Source organism: Sphingobacterium bovisgrunnientis, assembly GCF_009829085.1.
In the GTDB taxonomy this organism is placed as follows: Bacteria; Bacteroidota; Bacteroidia; order Sphingobacteriales; family Sphingobacteriaceae; genus Sphingobacterium; species Sphingobacterium bovisgrunnientis.
The window spans coordinates 1-20,908 of sequence record NZ_WUQY01000020.1 but is presented as its reverse complement, the minus strand read 5'-3'; the positions used below and the strand labels follow the sequence as shown (position 1 = coordinate 20,908).

Below are 20,908 nucleotides of genomic sequence, written 5' to 3'. Positions count from 1 at the left end.
CGCTGTATGCTTAATACCAAACAAATAGTTGTTGTCGTGATCGTTGTAGTGATGATAGGTGCGTTATTGGCGCAGCCTATTAAGGGTTTGGTAGATAAGCAAGAGCAAAATACTACTGCTGCTGCAGATGAATCATCTTCAATGTATAATTTGAAGAGTGTTTCAGAATTAGCAAAACAAGGAATTAATGCTTCATTATCTCAAGAAATTTCAGCTATCGAGCAAGAAGTGGAAAAAGCAGATGGTGAAGAGAAAGTTTCTTTGTTGCAGTCGTTAGCTAATAAGTGGGAAGATTTGGCTAAACCAATTCCGCAAGGTTTCATTTACAAAGAAATGGCGGAAGCAACTCCAACATTAGAGTATTGGGTGAAGTCTGGAGACGCTTTTCGTACGGGATATACCAATCAACAAGACACGGCATTAGCGTCAGCGTTGAACAAATTGGCTATTGAATCGTATGAGAAAGCTATTGAGATCGATCCAAATAGTTTGTCCGCGAAAACGGGCTTAGGGGCTTCTTTGGTGACGGGCTCAAACAATCCAATGGCGGGTATTGCTTTATTGCGTGAAGTGGTACAAGCTGAACCAAAAAACTTAGATGCTAACAAAACTTTAGGTTTGTTTTCAATGCAGTCAGGACAGTTTGATCGTGCGATCGACCGTTTTAAGACTGTCATAGAAATAAAAGCTGATGCTGAATCGTATTTCTATTTAGCTACAGCTTACGAAAAAATTGGTCAAAAATCAGAAGCTATAGCCGCTTTCAACAAAAGTAAAGAGCTGGCTGCTGATCCGACCCTATCTCAATACATTGATCGTCAGATAGAAGCATTGAGTAAATAATAATTAACAGAATTTTTTAACATTATTTAAAAACATTAAGCTATGCCAAGCGGAAAAAAAAGAAAAAGACACAAAATGGCTACTCACAAGCGTAAAAAACGTTTAAGAAAAAATAGACACAAGAAAAAATAGTTCTTGTTAGTAGTCTTCTAAGATTTATTCAATCTCAAAAAGACAATATACAATCTATGAAAAACTTCGGTTATATTCATAGATTGTATTTTTTCATTAAACAAGTTTTTTATGTACAACGGGAGTTAATATTGAAGCGCGAGGCGTCAATATCCCAAAATTTGAGTAGCTGTTGGTAAAGGAATTAATTATCGATTCGACTCCTGAGAATGGAGTGACTATTGCTTTACTACAGGATAAGCAGCTTGTCGAACTAAACAAGGAACAGGCTGGCAGTCATTTTTCGGTAGGAGATATCTATCTCGGCCGTATCAAAAAGATTATGCCAGGACTAAATGCAGCATTCGTAGATGTAGGCTACGACAAAGATGCTTTCTTGCATTACCTTGATTTGGGACCTCAGGTGCAATCCTTACTTAAGCTTACGCGAGTAGTAAAGAATGGCAGTTATCAAGAGAATCTGCTGAATAGTCTGAAACTTGAAAAAGATATCGATAAAGCCGGCAAAATATCAGATGTACTAAGTCGTAACATCATGATACCGGTGCAGATAGCTAAAGAGCCTATCTCAACAAAAGGTCCTCGATTGAGTTCGGATCTGTCTATAGCAGGTCGATTTGTTGTGTTAGTGCCATTTTCAAGTTCGGTTTCCATTTCCAAAAAAATCAAAGCTAGTGCCGAGCGTACACGTCTTAAAAAGATCGTTGAGAGTATTAAACCAGCAAATTTTGGTGTTATTATTCGTACTGTATCGGAAGGTAAAGGAGTAGAAGAACTTCAAAAAGACCTTTTAGACTTGATCGCGAAATGGGAATTATTTACCAAACGCCTTAAAAACGTAGAGCCTCCACAAAAGATTTTGGGGGAAATGGATAGAGCTTCTACCATTCTACGAGATATTTTGACAGATGAGTTTACACACATTCATGTCAATGACTCTTCTATATATGAGGAAGTAAAATCATATGTACAGGAGATCTCACCAGAATTGGAGAAAATAGTCAAATTGTATAAACACAAAGAGCCTATTTTCGAACATTTTGGCGTTGAAAAACAGATTAAGGCGTCTTTCGGCAAGACGGTGAATTTGCAGGGGGGTGCTTACCTTGTTATCGAACATACCGAGGCTTTGCACGTCATAGACGTAAATAGTGGTAACCGTATTGCAAGTAAAGAAAATCAGGAAGATAATGCACTCTTAGTAAACAAAGAAGCAGCGCGCGAGATTGCTCGTCAACTGCGTTTACGCGATATGGGTGGTATTGTGGTCATCGATTTCATTGATATGCACAAGCCGCAGAATCGTAAAGATCTGTATACATTCCTGAAAGAATGTATGAACGAGGACAGAGCTCGTCATACTATTTTGCCACCAAGTAAATTTGGCTTGGTACAAATCACACGCCAGCGTGTGCGTCCAGAAATGAGTGTAGTGACTAATGAAAAATGTCCTGCTTGTGATGGTACGGGTGAAATAAGATCAAGCGTCGTATTATTTGACGATATAGAAAATAACTTGAGTTTTATCCTAGAGGAACAAAACGAAAAAGGAGTAACACTATGTGTGCATCCTTATATGGGCGCCTACATTACGTCTGGTCTTGTCTCTCGTCGATTGAAATGGTTCTTCAAGTACGGTAAATGGATTAAAGTAAAATCTATTCCAGCGTATTTCTTGACAGAATTTCATTTCTATAATCAGAAAGATGAAGAAATTAAGTTATAAGATGAAAGAAATTATTAAAAATGGCGGTATCCTGTGGATATCGCCATTTTTTAATAAAATTAAGCAGCCGATTTGGATGCTTTATTTTAATTTTTTCAGAACTGGAAGAACATTACCAACCTGGATTCTGAACTAATTTTTTACTTTTTTGAATTTCAGCTAAAGGTATTGGGTACAGGTACATCTCTCTCGCAAAAGCTCTGTTCTCATAAGATGTTCTTTTGAAAAATTCAGTTTCGCTCGTTGCTCCCATGTTCATTCCGTAGAATAATCCACCTTGGCCGCCTTTACCCACTTCATTTTCAGCAATCATCCATCGTCTCACATCAAAGTAACGTTGACCTTCCGTAGCTAATTCAACACGTATCTCTGCACGAATCGCTTCACGTTGTAGATTTTGGTTGCCTATAATATTAGACTTAATATCTCTTAATTTGGGTACTCCCGCTCTTTCTCTTACTTTATCTATATAATCGATAATTAACGGATTGGATGGATTAACCTCATTCATAGCTTCCGCATAGAGCAATTGAAATTCTGCTAACCTAAAAATTATTGATGGTCTATATTGACTTTTTGGAAATGAACCTTGGTTATGTACATTTCTAGAGATTCGTTTATACAATAAGTATCCTGACCAGGGGTGATCGGCAGCCGTGTTGTCATTTCCATTGCCACGGTTAAATTTGACTACTCTATTTGTCAAATGCCATTTACGTCCGTGATAAAAAACAGTTTGATAAAATCTTGGTTCTCTATTGATCCACATTTTATATGTTCCAACTTCTGTACGTCCAGTCACATCATCGCCCTCAACCGAAAAACCATCTTCTGAGTATTTTGGTGATTCTTCAATTGATAATCCATCATTCATAAAGAAATCATCAACCAATTCTTGGGTAACAGCAATATTTGCAAATCCCGCATTTTCTGACCTTGGTGTAGCTCTTCTGTCCACACCTTCACCGTTTACTGCACCCCATGATTGATTAGGGTTAGCCCAGATGATTTCGGAATTATACTGCATAAACAATTCATATAATGATTTGTCGGGATCATATTGTCCATTGGTATAAGCTTTATATAATTCGTATTTTCCTGATTCTGCAAAGGCGATAAAATCTCGTAGAGCTACTTCAGCTTTATTCCATTTTGAAGGATCGGCAGCACTGAAAAGCTTTTTTCCAGATGGATTTGTAACAGCTAATGCTTCTTCATACCCACCATTATACAATGGACTTGCTGCATAAATCATTAGTTTTGCTCTTACTGCTAAAGCTACACCTTTAGTTGGCAACGCCAGATAATTCTGATCTGTGTTTATTTCGTCTAAGTCTGTGGAAACTTCCGTCAATTCTTTGTACAAATAATCTACAACTTCATCAACTGAGTTTCTTTCGAAATCAATTTCACTTGAAGAGGGATCAATGGAGGATTCCATAATTGGTACAGGTCCATACTGCTCAAATAATAGATAATGATAATAAGCACGTAAAAATCTTGCTTGTGCTTTCATCTTTTTTAATTCGACAGCATCAATAAAATCTGTATCTCCTGATTGGGGAATCTCCTTCGCATTTTCTATGAAGAGATTGGCTTGTCTAATTAATGTATACAATCCTCCCCATCTATGAAATGGTGCATTACCGGAGTTAAAACCATTTGAATTCAATGTTCTTAAAGTTCCTTGCGCCATTTTTAGTTCATCCGAAGAGCCTGTCCATGGATTAGTTAAGGGACCTTCATCTAAAATCATCCCTGAGCTATTTGGAATCCCTGTAAATATATTGCGGTGCCAATTTCTTGTATATCCTGCATTTTCAAAAATTTCGGTCATGGTCAGTTGGCCTGCCAATTCATCTGAGACGTTTAAAAAATCTTTATTACAGTTGGTTAAGGTTAATGAGGCTAAAACAAGCATCATTTTATATGTATTACGTATCTTTTTCATAATTTATTTTTTAGAAGTTAAATTCAAGTCCAAATGTATAGGCAGAAGGTATTGGATAATTAAGGCCTTCATTTGCATTTCCTAATTCAGGATCCCACATTTTTATGTTATCCCACACGTGAATGTTATTTCCGTTCAAATAAATTCTACCTGATTTTAAGCCATATTTTGACAATCCTGTTTCTTTAAACCTATATCCTAATTCAACATTTTTTAATCGAATAAAAGAAGCGTCTCTCAACCACCATGTACTTGCTACGGAATTGTTAGCAAATGTTGCAGAGTGTAATCTTGGATAAAATACATCATCAGAAGGATTTTCTTCAGTCCAGCGGTCTAGTGCTTGTACGCGTAAGTTTGATTCATCCACACCCCACTGGAAAGGGAAGAATCCCGCAGGTGTATTAGCGCCAAGAACTGTTGATACTTTTCCAGCTCCCTGAAAAAATACATTAGCATAGAAGCTTTTGTACTCACCAGATAAACCAAATCCATAAATTAATTCAGGAACATTTGGGTTGGCAGCAAGCTTCGTTTGATCGTATTGATTAATGATCCCGTCACCATTCAAATCTTTATATTTAATATCTCCTGGGCGGATATTTGAGCTGAGTGTTGAGCTAACTACGCCTTCTTTCAATTGATATGTCTTTACGCCATTATTATCTGTGATAATGAAATCATCATGCTTGTACAAACCATCCGCTATATACAAATTCCAACTTCTTAGGCGATTGCCTGTATCGTTCATCCATGGGTATAACTGTGGAATTTCATCGTATTCGATGATTTTATTACGGGCATAGGTAACATTACCGCGTGCACTCAAAATAAATTCACTGCCAATTTTTTGTCTAATATTTAAACTTCCATCGACACCTTGATTGGTAACTTTTCCGAAATTCTGCCATGGATTTTGACGAAATCCTGCCACGGCTGATACGGTACGTCTTTGTAATAAAATATTTGAACGATGGTTATCAAAATAATCAACTTGTAAATCTATTTTATTATTCCATAAACCAATTTCTAAACCTAAATTTTTCTTATCCTCAATTTCCCAAGATAGATAAGGTGCTTCAAAACGGCCTTCTATTAGTCCTGCTAGACCATTTAGTGTGCCTGATCCACCGATCCCAAAAGGATAGCCAGCTGCGCCAGTCGCAAATGTTCCTCTATATAAAAATCTAGCACCTCCTGTATTATCATTACCAGTACGTCCTAAAGAAGCACGTAAACGTAAATTGTTTACTACCGATTTAAAATTATCACTTAAAAATGGTTCATTACTAATAGTCCATGATGCTCCTACTGCTGGGAAAAATCCAAAACGATAATCTTGTGCAAAAGTTTCTGATCCTGTAAAACCAAAGTTACCTTCTATTGCATAGCGATTATCAAATCCATAAGTGACGCGACCAACGTAGCCTTGCTTACGAAAAGCTAAAGCTTCACTGTGCAATTGAGATTCCTTTTGGTACGTCAAGAGCATTCCTCCCACATCATGCTTTTCAAGAAATTTTCGGTTATACCTCAAGGACATTTCTAAATAGATGTTTTTATTTCCGTTGTTAGTTTCTGAAGGTTCACCAAAATCAGGGTTACCAGCAACAACTTCTCGATAGATTAATGAACCATCAGGGTTTCTTCCAGTTGCATAAAACTGCTTAGGCGTTTTGGTACGCGTCATGTAATAGTTCATTACGGCATCGTAACTAATATTACCTTGCGCAGTTAATCCTTCTGTAATGAAGTTTAAATTTTGCTTAACCCCAACATTCGACTGTACACTTGATCTCCATTCTTTCGCATAGCCCGATTCCATCAATAAATTGTATGGGTTGATTCGATTGTTACTCGGACGTGGATGGCCAGGAATGGTGCCATCAGAGTATCTTGCTGGAATAATGTATGAAGGAATTGTAGTCATTCGTTGAAATATCAAACCAGTGCCAACACCAGGATAGTTGGTTGTCAGGTATTGTCCACTTAGATCAACAAACAATGAAGTCGACTTAGTGACTTGTAAGTCTACGTTCGAACGTAAATTATATCGCTTAAGTCCGATATTATTATTGTATTCCGCAAGTTCATTTTGTTTAAAAATCCCACTTTCAGAAAAATACGCTCCTGATACAAAGAATTTAGCAATATCGCCACCACCTCTAAAATTTAGTGTATGTCTCATATTGTTGGTCTTATCGTCTAGCATAAGATCTAACCAATTCGTATTTGGATATAAATCCAAATCTTCCCCCTTGCGGTAATTTTCTATTAATTCCTCAGAGAACATTATTGCAGAACCTTCGTTTTTCAAAGCTTCATTATAGAGCATCATGTAGTCTGCAGAATTTAAAAATTCAGGCAATCTAGTCGGTTTCATCACGCTATATTCTCCTCTGTAGTTTACCTGAGTTTTTTGACTCATACCACGTTTTGAGGTAATGATGATTACACCATTGGCTCCCTCAGCTCCATATACAGCAGTTGCTGCGGCATCCTTCAAAAGTGTAAAAGTATCAATTTCATCAGGTTCAATGTCTTGCATGGCGCGAGGTATACCATCAACTAATACTAATGGACTTGTGCCACCAGAAAAAGAACTTACGCCGCGAATCCAGAATTCAGAATTGTCATAACCTGGTTCGCCAGAGCGTTGAATGGCAATTAAACCAGGTAGTTGCCCTGCTAAATTGTTGGTTAAATTTCTTGTTGGAAATCTTAAATCTGAACCTTTGACACTTGTAATGGAACTCACAACACTCGATTTCTTTTGCGTCCCAAAACCGACAACTACAGCTTCTTCCAGCTCTTCACTGTTCTCCGTGAGCATGATTGTATTGTCTTCTAAAGATTCAACTTTGTATTCAACTTTATTAAAACCTACATATGTAAAAATTAATTCTGCTCCAATATTGCCCTTAATAGTAAATGATCCATCAGCCGCAGAAAGCGTGGATTCCTTTGATCCGACCACCGAAATATTTACTCCAGCTAAAGCATTATTATCTTTATCTACAACTTTACCACGAATAGTAGTTTGTTTAGTGTTGAATTTTAATTGGTTGCTGTAAATTCCAGTATTTTTAAAGGTATGTTCTTTGACAATACCTTTATCTAAGTTTAAGGTGTTTGCAAAACCAGATGATACTGCTGCAGTCATAAGGACTGTGAATACTGTGGTATTTCTCCTTTTCACAGCATAGAATGGAGGTGTTAAAAATTTTATCATAAATTAATTGGTTAAATAGATGTGTTATAGAGTTGATAAGGGTTAACTCTACGTTATTTTAATATAGGATTATAGATATTTTATCGCATAGCAGTCCTATACCTCCTTTCTAATAGTAGTTTAGTTTTTCTTAATTAATTAAATCGAAACATATCTGCCCATGCAGTCCTATGAGCAGATATGTGGCCGTGGTTTTGTTTGAATAGGTTATTTTTTTTCTGTATTACCTTCTAGACGATCAACTCCTTCATAGTGATAGAGGCCGATTTTGTCGAGAAAAGGTTTGATACGTGATTGTGTTATAATGATTCGTACTTGATTTGTAGTTAGCTCAGGGAATGTTACAATGCGCTTGTATCCAATAGTTGTTCCTGTAGCAACTGTTGTCCATTGGCGATCTTTCAAAATTTGAAGTTCAAACTTTTCAACACGCTGTCCCCATTTAATGTATTCACCTAATTGAATAATGTTCGTTTTAAATGGCTTTTTGGCAGAATACTCGAAAACTAACTGTTCGTTTTCCTGTTTTGTAGTCCAAATTTTTTCACCATCATCCTTCTTCAGAATTCTGCTTTTATCCTTTTTCAACTTTACTCGTTTGGCTTGAAGTAAATTATTTTCAAAAATTGAATCCCTAAGATGCTTCCAATTCAGCAAATTATTTTCGTCAATAGAATGAAACAATCCTTCTCGTGTTGGCGGAATATTTAAAAGCAATACCCCATTTTTACCTACCGAGTTGAAATAAATATCCAACAATTTTTCTGGAGATTTTACTTTCGAATTTTGATTCTCGTGATAGAACCATCCTGGTCTAATTGATACATCTGTCTCGGCAGGATACCACACTAATCCTTCAGCTTTTCTTATTACATCGCGACTACCCACATCTTTCCTACGCATATCCCCGGCCGGCTTAATATTCATTTGTTGCTGGGAACCTTCGGCGATTTTATTTTGATCCAAATTGTTTGTAGGAACAACTGACCATTCTGTATCTCTGCCATAACCTGTTTCGGTTCCCACCCAGCGAACATCTGGTCCCATTACTGCTATCACGGCCTCCGGTTGTAGCTCACGAATTACACTGTAGTACGAAGCCCAATCATATTCTTGCTTCTTCCCATTTGGACCTTCGCCATTTGCTCCATCAAACCACACTTCATCAATCTTCCCATAATTAGTTAAAACTTCTTTGAGTTGATTACGAAACATTTCGTTGTATTGATCAGTGCCATATGACTTCGCATTTCTATCCCATGGAGATAAGTAAACGCCGATTTTCACGTCGTATTTCTTACAAGACTCAGCTAATTCTTTTAAAATATCGCCTTCTCCATTTTTATATGGCGCCTTCTTTATTGAATAATCAGTAGTATTCGTTGGCCATAAACAAAAGCCATCATGGTGTTTTGCCGTAAGAATTAGAAGTTTTATCCCTGACTCTTTTGCAATTCTTACCCATTGATCCGTTTCTAATTTTGTAGGATTGAATAGTTTAGGACTTTCGGTTCCATCTCCCCATTCTTTACCTGTGAAAGTATTTATACCGAAATGTATAAAGCCTGTGATTTCTAACTTCTGCCAGTTAAGCTGTCTTGTGGTCGGTTTAACCGAAGCAGCCTTTCTAACCATTTCTTCTTCAGTGTCATTCGGGCTGAGCTTTACATAGTTCTGTGCGGAAGATTGGAGCCACATCCCAAATAATATGCAGAAAGCAAAAGTCAATTTTTTCATAATGTTAAGCTAAATAATTGTTGTATTAATTTGTTAATATTATGTCAAACATAATTAATCAAATCTAGCTGTTGAAAATTTGGAAATTATATGTTTTATTAGCCATTTTATAAACTATATTAACATGCTCAATTAATATAGTGATATTAAGAGAAAGGGACTTTGAAATTTTGGAATTATGTAACTGTCAGATAGGTAGTGGGTTTGCTCTGTTTTTGTTGTGTGGAATTTTAGGGGATATTAATTGGATGGAATTAATTTAAAAAATATGTAGATAATATATTGTATAATATGAAATTTATACCAATTCAGATAATAATCGATTCAACTATGGACTTGTAGTTAGTTACTAAATGTTAATGCTTAAATACGAAAACAATAATGTATTTAAGCATCAACAATAATACTATCCCCCAAACTCCATTAAATAAGTTTTTAAGAACTCATCCAAATCACCGTCTAATACCGCCTGTGTATTGGAAGTTTCGGTTCCTGTTCTCAAATCTTTAATCAGTTTATAAGGATGTAATACGTAATTACGGATTTGAGAGCCCCATTCAATTTTCTTTTTCGAACCTTCAATCGCTGCTGAAGCTTCTTGGCGTTTACGCATTTCGATTTCGTACAACTGTGATTTCAATAAGCGCAAAGCATTCTCCTTGTTTTGCAATTGGGACCGTGATTCTTGGTTTTTAATGATAATTCCAGAAGGTTTGTGGTGCAAACGTACGGCTGTTTCCACTTTATTTACATTTTGTCCACCAGCACCTCCAGCACGGAAAGTATCAAATTCTATTTCCGAATCTTTAATATCAATCTCGATATTGTCATCTACCAATGGATACACATATACGGACGCAAATGAGGTATGGCGTTTGGCATTGGAGTCAAAAGGTGAGATACGAACCAAACGATGTACACCATTTTCGCCTTTCAAATAGCCATATGCAAAGTTGCCTGAAAACTGCAATGTTACTGTTTTAATACCAGCGACATCGCCTTCTTGGTAATCTTGTTCGGTGACTTTGCATCCATGTTTTTCGCCCCACATGATGTACATACGCATCAACATTGCGGCCCAATCACAAGATTCAGTTCCTCCAGCACCTGCCGTGATTTGCAGAATAGCATCCAGTTGGTCTTCTTCTGCGCTAAGCATATTTTTGAATTCCAGCTCTTCAACTTCTCTCAATGCTAGTTGATATTGCTCTTCAGCATCTTTTTCACTTGCATCCCCAGATTGAAAGAATTCATACATAACAGCGACATCGTCAACTGCTGCCGATACCTGATCAAAATGTTCTGTCCAGATTTTTAAGTTTTTTATGCCGTGTAATACTTTTTCGGCTTCTTTGGGAGAATCCCAAAAATTGGATTGAAGCGTTATTTCTGTGTCTTTTTCAATCTCTGCTTTTTTCGCATCGATGTCAAAGATGCCTCCTCAGGGACATCACGCGATCCCTCAAGTCTTGTATTTGTTCTTTGGTCATAAATCAAAGGTAGTAAGTAAATTGGTAAATTAGAAATTCAACGATTTTACATTATATTTGTTTAATTATTAATAAATATAAAACTTAAACATGTTTCCCAGTATAGATTTTACACAAACATCATCTTATAAATACCTCGTAGATCACTACATCACCTTAAATGAAAAATCTCTAAAAGATTTATTTGCCGAAGATCCAGCTCGTTTTGAAAAATTTTCTATCCTATTCAATGATATTTTATTGGATTTTTCCAAAAACAGAATCAATGAACAAACTTTAGCATTATTAATTCAATTGGCTAAAGAATGCAAACTGGACGCGGCAATTAAAGCGATGTTTGATGGTGAAAAAATCAATGTAACGGAAGGTAGAAAAGTACTACATACGGCGTTGCGTAATCAATCTGATCATTATGTATTAGTTGACGGCGAAGATGTGATGCCTAAAGTGCGTGCAGTATTGGCGCATATGAAAGAATTCGTAAATCAGATTGTATCTGGCCAATGGAAAGGTTTCACGGGAAAAGAAATTACTGATGTAGTCAATATTGGTATTGGTGGTTCGGATTTAGGGCCTGTCATGGTTACGGAAGCATTAAAACCGTATAAAACGCGTTTAAATCTTCATTTTGTTTCGAACGTGGACGGTACGCATATCGCGGAAACGTTGAAAAAAGTAAATCCTGAAACCACGTTATTTCTGATTGCCTCAAAAACTTTTACTACACAAGAAACAATGGCAAATGCACAATCTGCAAAAGATTGGTTTTTGCAATCTGGCGCTTTGGAGGCAGATGTAGCGAAACATTTCGTGGCTTTGAGCACAAACGAAAAAGGTGTTTCTGCTTTTGGGATTGACACCAAAAATATGTTTGAGTTTTGGGATTGGGTTGGAGGTCGTTATTCTTTATGGTCAGCTATTGGTCTTTCTATTGCTTTAGGCATTGGATACGATAATTTTGAAGAATTATTAAAAGGTGCATACGAAGCGGACGAACATTTCCGTACGACCGAGTTTGAAGAGAATATTCCTGTTATTCTAGCATTATTAGGTATTTGGTATAACAATTTCTTTGAAGCAGAAAGTCATGCTATTTTACCTTATGATCAATATTTGCACCGTTTTGCTGCTTATTTCCAACAAGGAGATATGGAGAGTAACGGAAAATACATCGATCGCAATGGTAATCGTATTGATTATCAGACTGGGCCAATTATTTGGGGTGAGCCTGGTACAAATGGACAGCATGCATTCTACCAATTGATACACCAAGGTACGAAATTGATTCCTTGTGATTTTATAGCACCTGCTAACTCACATAATCCAATTGGAAATCATCATCAATTGTTGCTTTCAAATTTCTTTGCGCAGACAGAGGCATTAATGAACGGTAAGACAGAAGAAGAAGTCGTAGCGGAATTTGTTAAAGCTGGAAAATCGCAAGAAGAAATCGATAAATTAAAGAACTATAAAGTTTTCGAAGGCAATCGTCCGACAAACTCTATCCTTTTGAAAGAAATTACACCAAGATCATTAGGTTCATTAATTGCTATTTACGAACACAAGATTTTTGTCCAAGGAATTATTTGGAATATTTACAGTTTTGACCAATGGGGAGTGGAATTGGGTAAGCAATTAGCTTCTAAAATTCTTCCTGAATTGAGTGGAGCAGAAGCAGTGGGATCTCATGACAGCTCGACAAATGGATTGATCAATCAATATAAAGCTTGGCGATAAAAGCTCTATATTTAAAACAAAACGAGGTGAATAGTACAACTATTCACCTCGTTTTGTTTTAAATGAGTATTGATAAATGCAGTCTAAGCAAAAATGTTTTAATAATGCGTATCTAGGATTTTACGTGAGTATTTAATTTAAATACCTAAATTCGAATTATACATATGAACTAACTACAATTTAACAAACTATGAAACAAACATTCATCCGTCAGGGTAGATCTTTAGTTTGGTCCAGTGCAATCCTTTTAGGTTTCGTATCTTATGATACTGCTTTTGCTCAAACAAGAGGACAGCGACCTGCGCAAAACTTAGATCCAATTGTTACCAAAATAGTAGAAGAGGTAAATAAGAACTCTCAATTGGAAGGATTAGCTTTTGAATTACTTGATGTAGTAGGACCGCGTCTAGTAGGTACTTCAGGTATGACAAATGCCAATAATTGGGCCGTCAAGAAGTTTGAAAGCTGGGGTATTTCGGCGAAAAATCAGCAGTTTGGTGAATGGGAAGGATGGGAGCGTGGTATTTCGCACATAGATATGGTATATCCGCGAATAAAGACCTTAGCTGGAACGCAATTAGCATGGAGTCCGAGTACTAAAGGAAAAACCATAGAAGGAGAGGTAATTGCACTGCCTGAAATCAAAGATTCGATCAGTTTTCAGAATTGGTTGCCGAATGTGAAAGGTAAATATGTTATGATTTCTATGCCGCAACCAACAGGCCGTCCAGATCATGATTGGGAAAAATACGGTACCGTTGAATCTATTGCCAAGATGAATAAGCATCGTGATTCTTTAAGTGTGGCATGGGCAAATAAAATAAGAGCGACAGGATATAATGTAAATTCTATTCCCGGAATATTAGAAAATGCTGGTGCAATTGGAATTTTAACTAGCAACTGGTCAAGAGAATACGGTGCTAATAAAATTTTTGGAGCGCGCTCTAAAAAAGTTCCAACGCTAGATATTTCGCTAGAGGATTATGGCATTCTATACCGCTTGGCGCATAATGGTGTTAAACCAAAGATTGCTGTCAATACAGCTTCTAAGTCCTTAGGCCCAGTACCTTCTTTTAATACAATAGCAGAAATAAAAGGTTCAGAAAAACCAAATGAATATATTATTCTATCTGCGCATTTAGATTCTTGGGAAGGTGGATCTGGCGCTACGGATAATGGTACAGGTACGATTGCGATGATGGAGGTAGCACGTGTGTTGAAAAAAATATTACCGAATCCAAAGCGTACCATTTTAATAGGTCTCTGGGGTTCTGAGGAGCAAGGATTGAATGGTTCCCGTTCTTTTGTTTTGGATAATCCAGATGTTGTAGAAAAAACTCAAGCTGTATTTAATTTGGATAACGGTACAGGGCGCGTTGAGCGCATCAACGGCTCCGGCTTTGTACATGCTTACGATTATGTTGGAAGGTGGTTGAGTGCCGTTCCAGAAGAAATTACAAAAGATATTAAAACTGAATTTCCTGGTTCTCCAGGTGGTGGTGGCTCCGATCACGCTTCTTTCGTAGCTGCTGGCATACCAGCTTTTATGTTGAGCTCTTTGTCTTGGGGATATTTTAATAATACATGGCATACCAATCTGGATACGTATGATAAACTTGTATTTGATGATTTGAAATGGAATGTAATTCTAACGGCAATTATGACGTATAAAGCTTCCGAAGAGACTGAATTGGTCAATAGAGAGCAACGTGTACTACCGTTAGGTAGAGATGGTAAACCACAACCTTGGCCTGCGATTAGACAGCCGCGCAGAACAGGCGTAGGATATTAAAGACTATATGTGTAATTATAGCTAGAAATATTATATTTCTAGCTATAATTACAACTTATAATTTATTTGTTGGTTTGTTGAATATTAATTCTATCAAGTCAAATAGTGCTTTCTTAATTTCTTGTTGTCCTTTATTACTATTAATATCAATTTCGCAAAATTCTCCTCCAGTTGTTTTTGCATGCAATGTTAAATAGTATACACCTGATAGAAGTATTGAATAACATGCTCGAAGATTAATAGGACTATCTTTAAAATATTCATCGGTTTGTGCAAACATATCTTTTCCTAAAAGTTCCCTCTCAAAACTTAATCTTTTTAAATGTTCACTTTTTTCAGATATTTCCCAAGTTAATATTTTTCTCGCTTCCTCAAGATTATAAAGATTGTCAAATACATGAATTAAAAATTCTGATGCTAGATGCTTTCCATGATCTTTGAATGATAAATCGATTTTATCAAAAGTCCCTTCACTAAGTTGACCCCAAAAATCTCTTTTACGGAAATATTGAGCCATCAATTCGTCAAGACCTCCAAAATAACGGTAGATAAGCTTTTTATCTACCATTGCTTTTCTAGCGATATTGTTTACCCCCAACTTCGAATATCCATCTGAAATAATTATTTCTCCGACAGCTTCTATAAGCTTTTCCATAGTTCGTTCTCTATTACGAATCTCCCCATCAACAATTTTTCGCATGGTGGTTTATTTTAGATCAATTGTGAAAGCATTTTTAAAGTATAATCCATTTGTTCTTTCGTATGGACTGCTGATAAACTCATGCGTATTCTTGAGTCTCCTCTAGATACCGCTGGATACAAAATAGGATTAGTATAAATTCCCCTTTTCATAAGTTCTTTACTAACAAATAGAGTTTTAACATCATCACCAATTTTAATAGGGAAAATAGCTGATTCTCGATTGCCTAAATCAACTCCGATTTTTTTAAGACCATTATTGAAATACAAGATATTCTCTTGAAGTTGTCTTAGCCATTGTGGTTCATCATCAATTAAATCTATAGCTTTAATAATGCCTAATGTTGAAGCTCCTGCGGTTGCAGAGAATATTTGTTGCTTAGCTTGAAACTTTATAAATTTTGCATTTTTTGGATTACAGATTACAAATCCGCCAATATTTCCAAAAGATTTACTAAAAGTTCCAGTTATAAAGTCTACATCTTTTAATATGTTATCTCTTTCTAATACACCTCGTCCTGTTTTTCCTGTTACACCAATACCGTGTGCATCATCAACCATCAGATATGCGTTATATTTTCTGCATAAAATTAAAATCTCCTTAAGTGGGGCAGTGTCTCCATCTTGAGAATATATACCGTCAACTACGACTAATTTCGATCTGAATTTATCTTGGTATTGTCGAAGGATTCTCTCTAGAGCATCGATATTATTATGAGGAAATGTTTTTTTGTTTGTTAGTATACATCCTTCATGTACAGATGTATGAACACCACTATCTAATATCGCTACATCTTCTTTTTGCAACAACGCTAATAGTGTAGCGCTATTTGCTGTATAGCCTGTTGTGAATATTATTGATGAGTCGCTTGGGTAACCAAAAAAAGCAGCAATTTTTTCTTCAAGGAGTTTATGGTAGTCAAAGAATCCTCCAATTAATGGAGAGGCACCTGCACCTGTTCCATATTTAGTTATTCCTTCTATAGCTGCTCTTTTTACTTCCGGGTGCTGTGTAAACCCTAAATAGTCATTAGATACATAACTAATAAACTCATCCCCAAAATCACTTTTCAATTTAATTTTTGAATTACACCCACTCGTGGCAATTACCCGATAGGTTTGCTGATCATCATATCTTACATAAGAAAGGTATTCAGAAAAAATTTCTGATCTACCACTGATGTCTAACTCTGAAATATTTTCAAAGTCTTTAAACGTTTTGTTGTCAAAATTCATAAATAGAAATAATATGTCACCACTTTTTTATAAAAGCTACATTAATTTAGCACAATATTAAAAAACGATTATTTGGCAGATTAATAGATCAAGATTAAACTATAAAATAAAGGAAAATTTTTTAATATAATGGGAATAAAAAAAGTTATTTTATGGTTTTGTTGGTGCGTGAAACCATAAAATATTCCCAAATGAAATTATGTATGAATTCAGTGTTTCTATAACAAGAAGATACTCTGAGTTATAGTATATAGAAATTTTAAAATAATGCAGCGTTTGAAAGAATAGCAATAATACAATTGATTAATTCTTCACCACATTTCTTTAACAAGATGATAAATTTATTATTTAATCTTTTTGAAATATGATTAAGCTACCTATAAAAACTAGTAGTGAAAGTGAATTTAATCAAGCTATAGAATGGTTTGAAATTGCTTTTGACTCGCCGCCCTATAAAGCTGATTCAACTTACACATATTTTAATTTGGGTAAATATGAAATAGCATTATATAAAGAGAAAGAAGACTTTTTGGAGAGAAGGCGAAAAAATATTGTTTATGTTGTTGTAAATGATATTGCGACAATCTTTAATCGTTTAATATCAATGGGCGCAAATGTAATACAAAAACCTTTTCCATTAGGCGAGGAAATAATGATCGCACGTGTTAAGAATCCTTTTGGTCATATCTTATGTTTAGTTGATGGTCCACCATATAAATAAAAAGGTAAAATTTAAGCGATGGCTATTTTAAAAAAAAGGTAATGTTAACAGTCTAGAAAAATAATAAAAAATATTCTACATTCAATAATTGGTAATATTGTTTTAAAATGATACCAGGGCTCCCTACCCTGGTTTTCACTTTTTAGGATGTTTGTAAATCTTTTGTAGATAGAAAATTTACTTTATGCCATTACATTATTTTTGGTGTTAATTTAATTTTAAAGCTTTAAAACATGAACATAAGGGCCATCCTTTATACTATTTTTTTTATAAACGCTTAATATGAGTTTAATTAGTTAAGATATGAGCCTATTGTTTCTTAGGTGCTATCGGGAAAGGTAACATTTATAGCATGAGTACATTGCGGTCCCATTTATTGAGATTCATTAAGGGTTGGTATTGCCAGGGTGGATTGATTTTGTACGTCATAGTTTTGGTGATTTTTTAATATGATTTATTATGTTTTCTTAATATATCCACTTTCTCAATATTTAATTTTTTTGAGATTTTTCTACCTTATAAATCAAAAATAATTTTCTAATAAAAGTTTAAACTTGTCATCATCTATTTTTATTTCTTTAAAAGAATCCAATTGAAATTATTAAAATGATAATTAAATAGCTTAAAAAACCTTAGTATTTTCAATAATGGAAAAATAGAGTGTTAAAAATTGTCAATATGATAAAATAATTTTTCATTGTTTGAACAATAAGTCTAATTTTGGCTCAAATTAAATCAATTATAATGAGCAATAATCTAGCGGACTGTATAGTTCAATATCGAGATCAACGATATGAATGCCTTACCATAACATTGTATGCAAATATCTTATGGAAAGACCGGGATGTTTTATGTCTTTTTTATGGACATAGTTTAGTGGATGAAAAAGTCGATTTTCTATTAAAGTTTTTTAATGAGACAGAGTTACCCAAAAAAAATAATGGTCTAAATTCAATTTTATGCATTATTAAAGAATTGATTCAATTACCGGAACTTCCTAGCGTCATTGATATTGGTTTACTAAAGGATAGTTTAAATGACGGGGAGTTATTTAGTAAAGAAGCTTTGATTGCCAAACTATGGTATATACATTTAAACAATAATACGGATCAAAAACATGTCGTATTATATGGTTTCGGTAGAATAGGAAGATTATTAGCACGTGAACTTTGTACAGATCCGGCTTTGCAAATTAACCTTGATCTACGAGCTGTAGTTACAAGAGATCCAATTAACTTAAATTATTTAAGAAAGAGAGCTTCTTTGTTGCAACGAGACTCTATACATGGCCCTTTCAAAGGTAGAGTAGATGTAGATGAAGAGACAAATAGCTTGATTATAAATGGTAAACAGGTACGTTTTATAAGTGCACAGCAATCCAATGATATAAATTATAGGATGTATGGTATAAGAAACGCTATTCTTATCGATAATACTGGAAAGTTTAGAGATTATCTAGGGTTATCGAATCATTTGGAGAATGATGCTATTTCTAAGATAATTGTTACAGCTCCGGGAAAGGATATACCAAATGTTGTTTTTGGAGTGAATGAAAAGGATATACTTGATACGGATACAAAGATTTTTTCAACGGCTTCCTGTACCACTAATGCGATTACACCAATATTGAGCATAATAGAGAATGAGTACGGAATTGAAAAAGGACATATTGAAACTATACATTCCTATACAAATGATCAAAATCTTGTAGATAATATACATTCTAAAAATAGAAGAGGAAGAGCTGCAGCTATTAATATGGTCATTACTGAGACTGGTGCAGGAAAAGCAGTTTCTAAAATAGTTCCACAGCTTAAAGATAAATTAACTTCAAGTGCTATTCGTGTGCCTATGCCTAATGGGTCTTTAGCTATATTAGTATTAAATTTAAAAAAGAAAACTTCAGTTGGCGATTTACACAATAAATTAATTCAGGCAGCATCCTCACCATCCAAGCATAAACAAATTGATTTTTCATACGAAGATGATTTAGTTTCATCTGATATAATTGGTAATAGTGCAACAGGAGTTGTTGATGGATGCGCTACAGCTATCTCTTCTGACGGTCGTACAATAACATTATATGTATGGTATGATAATGAATATGGCTACTGTATGCAGGTGTTAGGGTTTACTCAATGGTTATCCACTCAAATTAGTGGGGATTCGGATTTAAGTCAATCTACTAGAAAAGAAGTGTCTAAATTATTAATTCATGCATAATTTTCATGTGATGAAATTTAAAACGTTATCCCAATATATTTGGGAGGAAGTCCAATATAACGGGTTGTCGAATGAATTGGCTAAAATTCTAATGGACATATCAATTGGTGGAAAAATCTTAAGAGATAATATTGAGAAAAATGTATTTGCATTAAATACTGATATTTTCGAGACAAATGTGCACGGAGAAAATCAACACAGCTTAGATATTATAGCGCATAATGTTTTTTGTAATATACTTGATGATGGAAATGTTTGTAGGTATTTAATATCTGAAGAGAAGGAGCAACGTATTGAATTTAAAGTCTCTTCAAAAGATTCTGAATTTGAAATATATATTGATCCATTGGATGGAACATCAAATTTAGATGCAAATGTGTCTGTGGGTAGTATATTTTCAATTTATGGTAATCCTGTAGACCTGTCTAGCAAACTGAGCAACAATGTTGGAAGACGGCAAATGGGCGCAGGATATTTGATTTATGGTACTTCTACAATGCTTATAATTACACTTGGAAAAGGTGTTAATGGTTTTACGTATGATAAAAATATTGGTGAATTTCTTCTTACTCACCCTAAAATGAGAGTTAGTAAATCTGGTAGTTCATACGCAATAAATGAAGGTAATTTTGGAGATTTTCCTATACAAATAAGAAAGTATTTGACATTTTGCAAACAGTCCGACGATGATAATAAACTTCCTTATACGCTTCGTTATATTGGATCTATGGTTGCGGATATACATAGGATATTATTAAGTGGGGGAATATTCATGTATCCTTCTACACGTTTAAATCCAAAGGGTAAATTAAGACTTATGTACGAATGTAATCCAATTGCGATGATTATCGAGCAAGCAGGTGGGTTGGCAATAGATGGCATGAGTCCAATATTAGATGCTAAGGTATTAAACTACCATCAAAAAATTCCATTTATTGCAGGTAGCTATAACATGGTAAAGAATGTACTTAATCTATATAAAAATGAGAGTATAAATAATCATATGTTTTACAGTTGTTAGTTTAGTTTTGAATTTATGGCCTAGATTTCTTAGGCCATATTTCATTATTTGCCCGGCATGGGTTTAAACTCTAGGGGGTAAGTCCCGATCGCGCCTTGATATTGGCAAGCGTTAATTTAAGGCAGGGGTGTCCATCGTGTGATGGAATTTGAAGGAAGCTACCGATAAATCTCTTACCTGAAGTACAGAAATAAAATTAGGACTAGATTTTCTATTGCGTTTACCGTTTTTTCTGTCTTCTAAAAGCTTATCTTCAAGAATAGGTTGAATTTTATAAAACGGAGCGTAAATCCCACAGGTGTTTAGCCTGTGGGATGTAAGCGACTAACCCTGATTGAGAATATACTCACGAATAGTATCAGGAGATG

General features: G+C 35.1%; 13 protein-coding genes. 7 read left to right on the top strand and 6 right to left on the bottom strand.

The features are described from left to right. The first annotated feature begins 6 nt into the window (after positions 1-6). Positions 7-843: a tetratricopeptide repeat protein gene (locus GOQ16_RS10675; RefSeq protein ID WP_160069267.1), complete on the top strand. Its 837-nt coding sequence runs from the start codon at positions 7-9 to the stop codon at positions 841-843. Positions 844-1,147: 304 nt separating this feature from the next. Next, a complete protein-coding gene (locus tag GOQ16_RS10670) occupies positions 1,148-2,701 on the top strand; it encodes an Rne/Rng family ribonuclease (RefSeq protein ID WP_160069266.1) in 1,554 nt (517 codons plus the stop codon). 112 nt (positions 2,702-2,813) lie between these two features. On the opposite strand, the gene GOQ16_RS10665 is transcribed toward GOQ16_RS10670, so the two are convergent. The 4 genes from GOQ16_RS10665 to prfB all read right to left on the bottom strand — a co-directional run bounded on the left by GOQ16_RS10665 (position 2,814) and on the right by prfB (position 11,111). Further along, a complete protein-coding gene (locus GOQ16_RS10665; RefSeq protein ID WP_160069265.1) occupies positions 2,814-4,652 on the bottom strand; it encodes a RagB/SusD family nutrient uptake outer membrane protein in 1,839 nt (612 codons plus the stop codon). Positions 4,653-4,662: 10 nt separating this feature from the next. Next, positions 4,663-7,884: a SusC/RagA family TonB-linked outer membrane protein gene (locus GOQ16_RS10660; RefSeq protein WP_204987464.1), complete on the bottom strand. Its 3,222-nt coding sequence runs from the start codon at positions 7,882-7,884 to the stop codon at positions 4,663-4,665. A gap of 207 nt (positions 7,885-8,091) precedes the next feature. Next, positions 8,092-9,621, bottom strand: coding sequence for an alpha-L-fucosidase (locus GOQ16_RS10655; RefSeq protein WP_160069264.1), 1,530 nt, complete (start codon positions 9,619-9,621; stop codon positions 8,092-8,094). A gap of 406 nt (positions 9,622-10,027) precedes the next feature. Beyond that, a protein-coding gene (gene prfB, locus GOQ16_RS10650) for a peptide chain release factor 2 (protein WP_160069263.1) occupies positions 10,028-11,111 on the bottom strand; the annotation gives its coding sequence in 2 pieces (ribosomal slippage) (positions 10,028-11,050 and positions 11,052-11,111; 1,083 coding nt in all). Between the two features lie 90 nt (positions 11,112-11,201). Here prfB and pgi point away from each other — a divergent pair. Both pgi and GOQ16_RS10640 read left to right on the top strand, forming a co-directional pair. Then, positions 11,202-12,848, top strand: coding sequence for a glucose-6-phosphate isomerase (gene pgi, locus GOQ16_RS10645; protein ID WP_160069262.1), 1,647 nt, complete (start codon positions 11,202-11,204; stop codon positions 12,846-12,848). A gap of 190 nt (positions 12,849-13,038) precedes the next feature. Then, positions 13,039-14,640, top strand: coding sequence for a M20/M25/M40 family metallo-hydrolase (locus tag GOQ16_RS10640; protein ID WP_160069261.1), 1,602 nt, complete (start codon positions 13,039-13,041; stop codon positions 14,638-14,640). Positions 14,641-14,695: 55 nt separating this feature from the next. On the opposite strand, the gene GOQ16_RS10635 is transcribed toward GOQ16_RS10640, so the two are convergent. Continuing rightward, positions 14,696-15,295, bottom strand: a complete 600-nt coding sequence (locus GOQ16_RS10635) for a TetR/AcrR family transcriptional regulator (RefSeq protein WP_160069260.1) — start codon at positions 15,293-15,295, stop codon at positions 14,696-14,698. Between the two features lie 56 nt (positions 15,296-15,351). Further along, the gene (locus tag GOQ16_RS10630; protein WP_160069259.1) at positions 15,352-16,575 is read right to left on the bottom strand and encodes an aminotransferase class I/II-fold pyridoxal phosphate-dependent enzyme; all 1,224 of its coding nucleotides are present in this window, start codon (positions 16,573-16,575) and stop codon (positions 15,352-15,354) included. 364 nt (positions 16,576-16,939) lie between these two features. Between GOQ16_RS10630 and GOQ16_RS10625 the strand changes: the two genes are divergently transcribed. The 3 genes from GOQ16_RS10625 to GOQ16_RS10615 all read left to right on the top strand — a co-directional run bounded on the left by GOQ16_RS10625 (position 16,940) and on the right by GOQ16_RS10615 (position 20,540). Beyond that, positions 16,940-17,296 (top strand): VOC family protein, encoded by a 357-nt coding sequence (locus GOQ16_RS10625; protein WP_160069258.1) that lies wholly within the window; start codon positions 16,940-16,942, stop codon positions 17,294-17,296. A gap of 720 nt (positions 17,297-18,016) precedes the next feature. Next, entirely contained in the window at positions 18,017-19,519 is a 1,503-nt protein-coding gene (locus GOQ16_RS10620) for a glyceraldehyde-3-phosphate dehydrogenase (RefSeq protein ID WP_160069257.1), read from the top strand. A gap of 10 nt (positions 19,520-19,529) precedes the next feature. Continuing rightward, positions 19,530-20,540 carry a class 1 fructose-bisphosphatase gene (locus tag GOQ16_RS10615; RefSeq protein ID WP_160069256.1) on the top strand — a complete coding sequence of 337 codons (1,011 nt, stop codon included), beginning with the start codon at positions 19,530-19,532 and terminating at the stop codon, positions 20,538-20,540. Positions 20,541-20,908 lie beyond the last annotated feature (368 nt).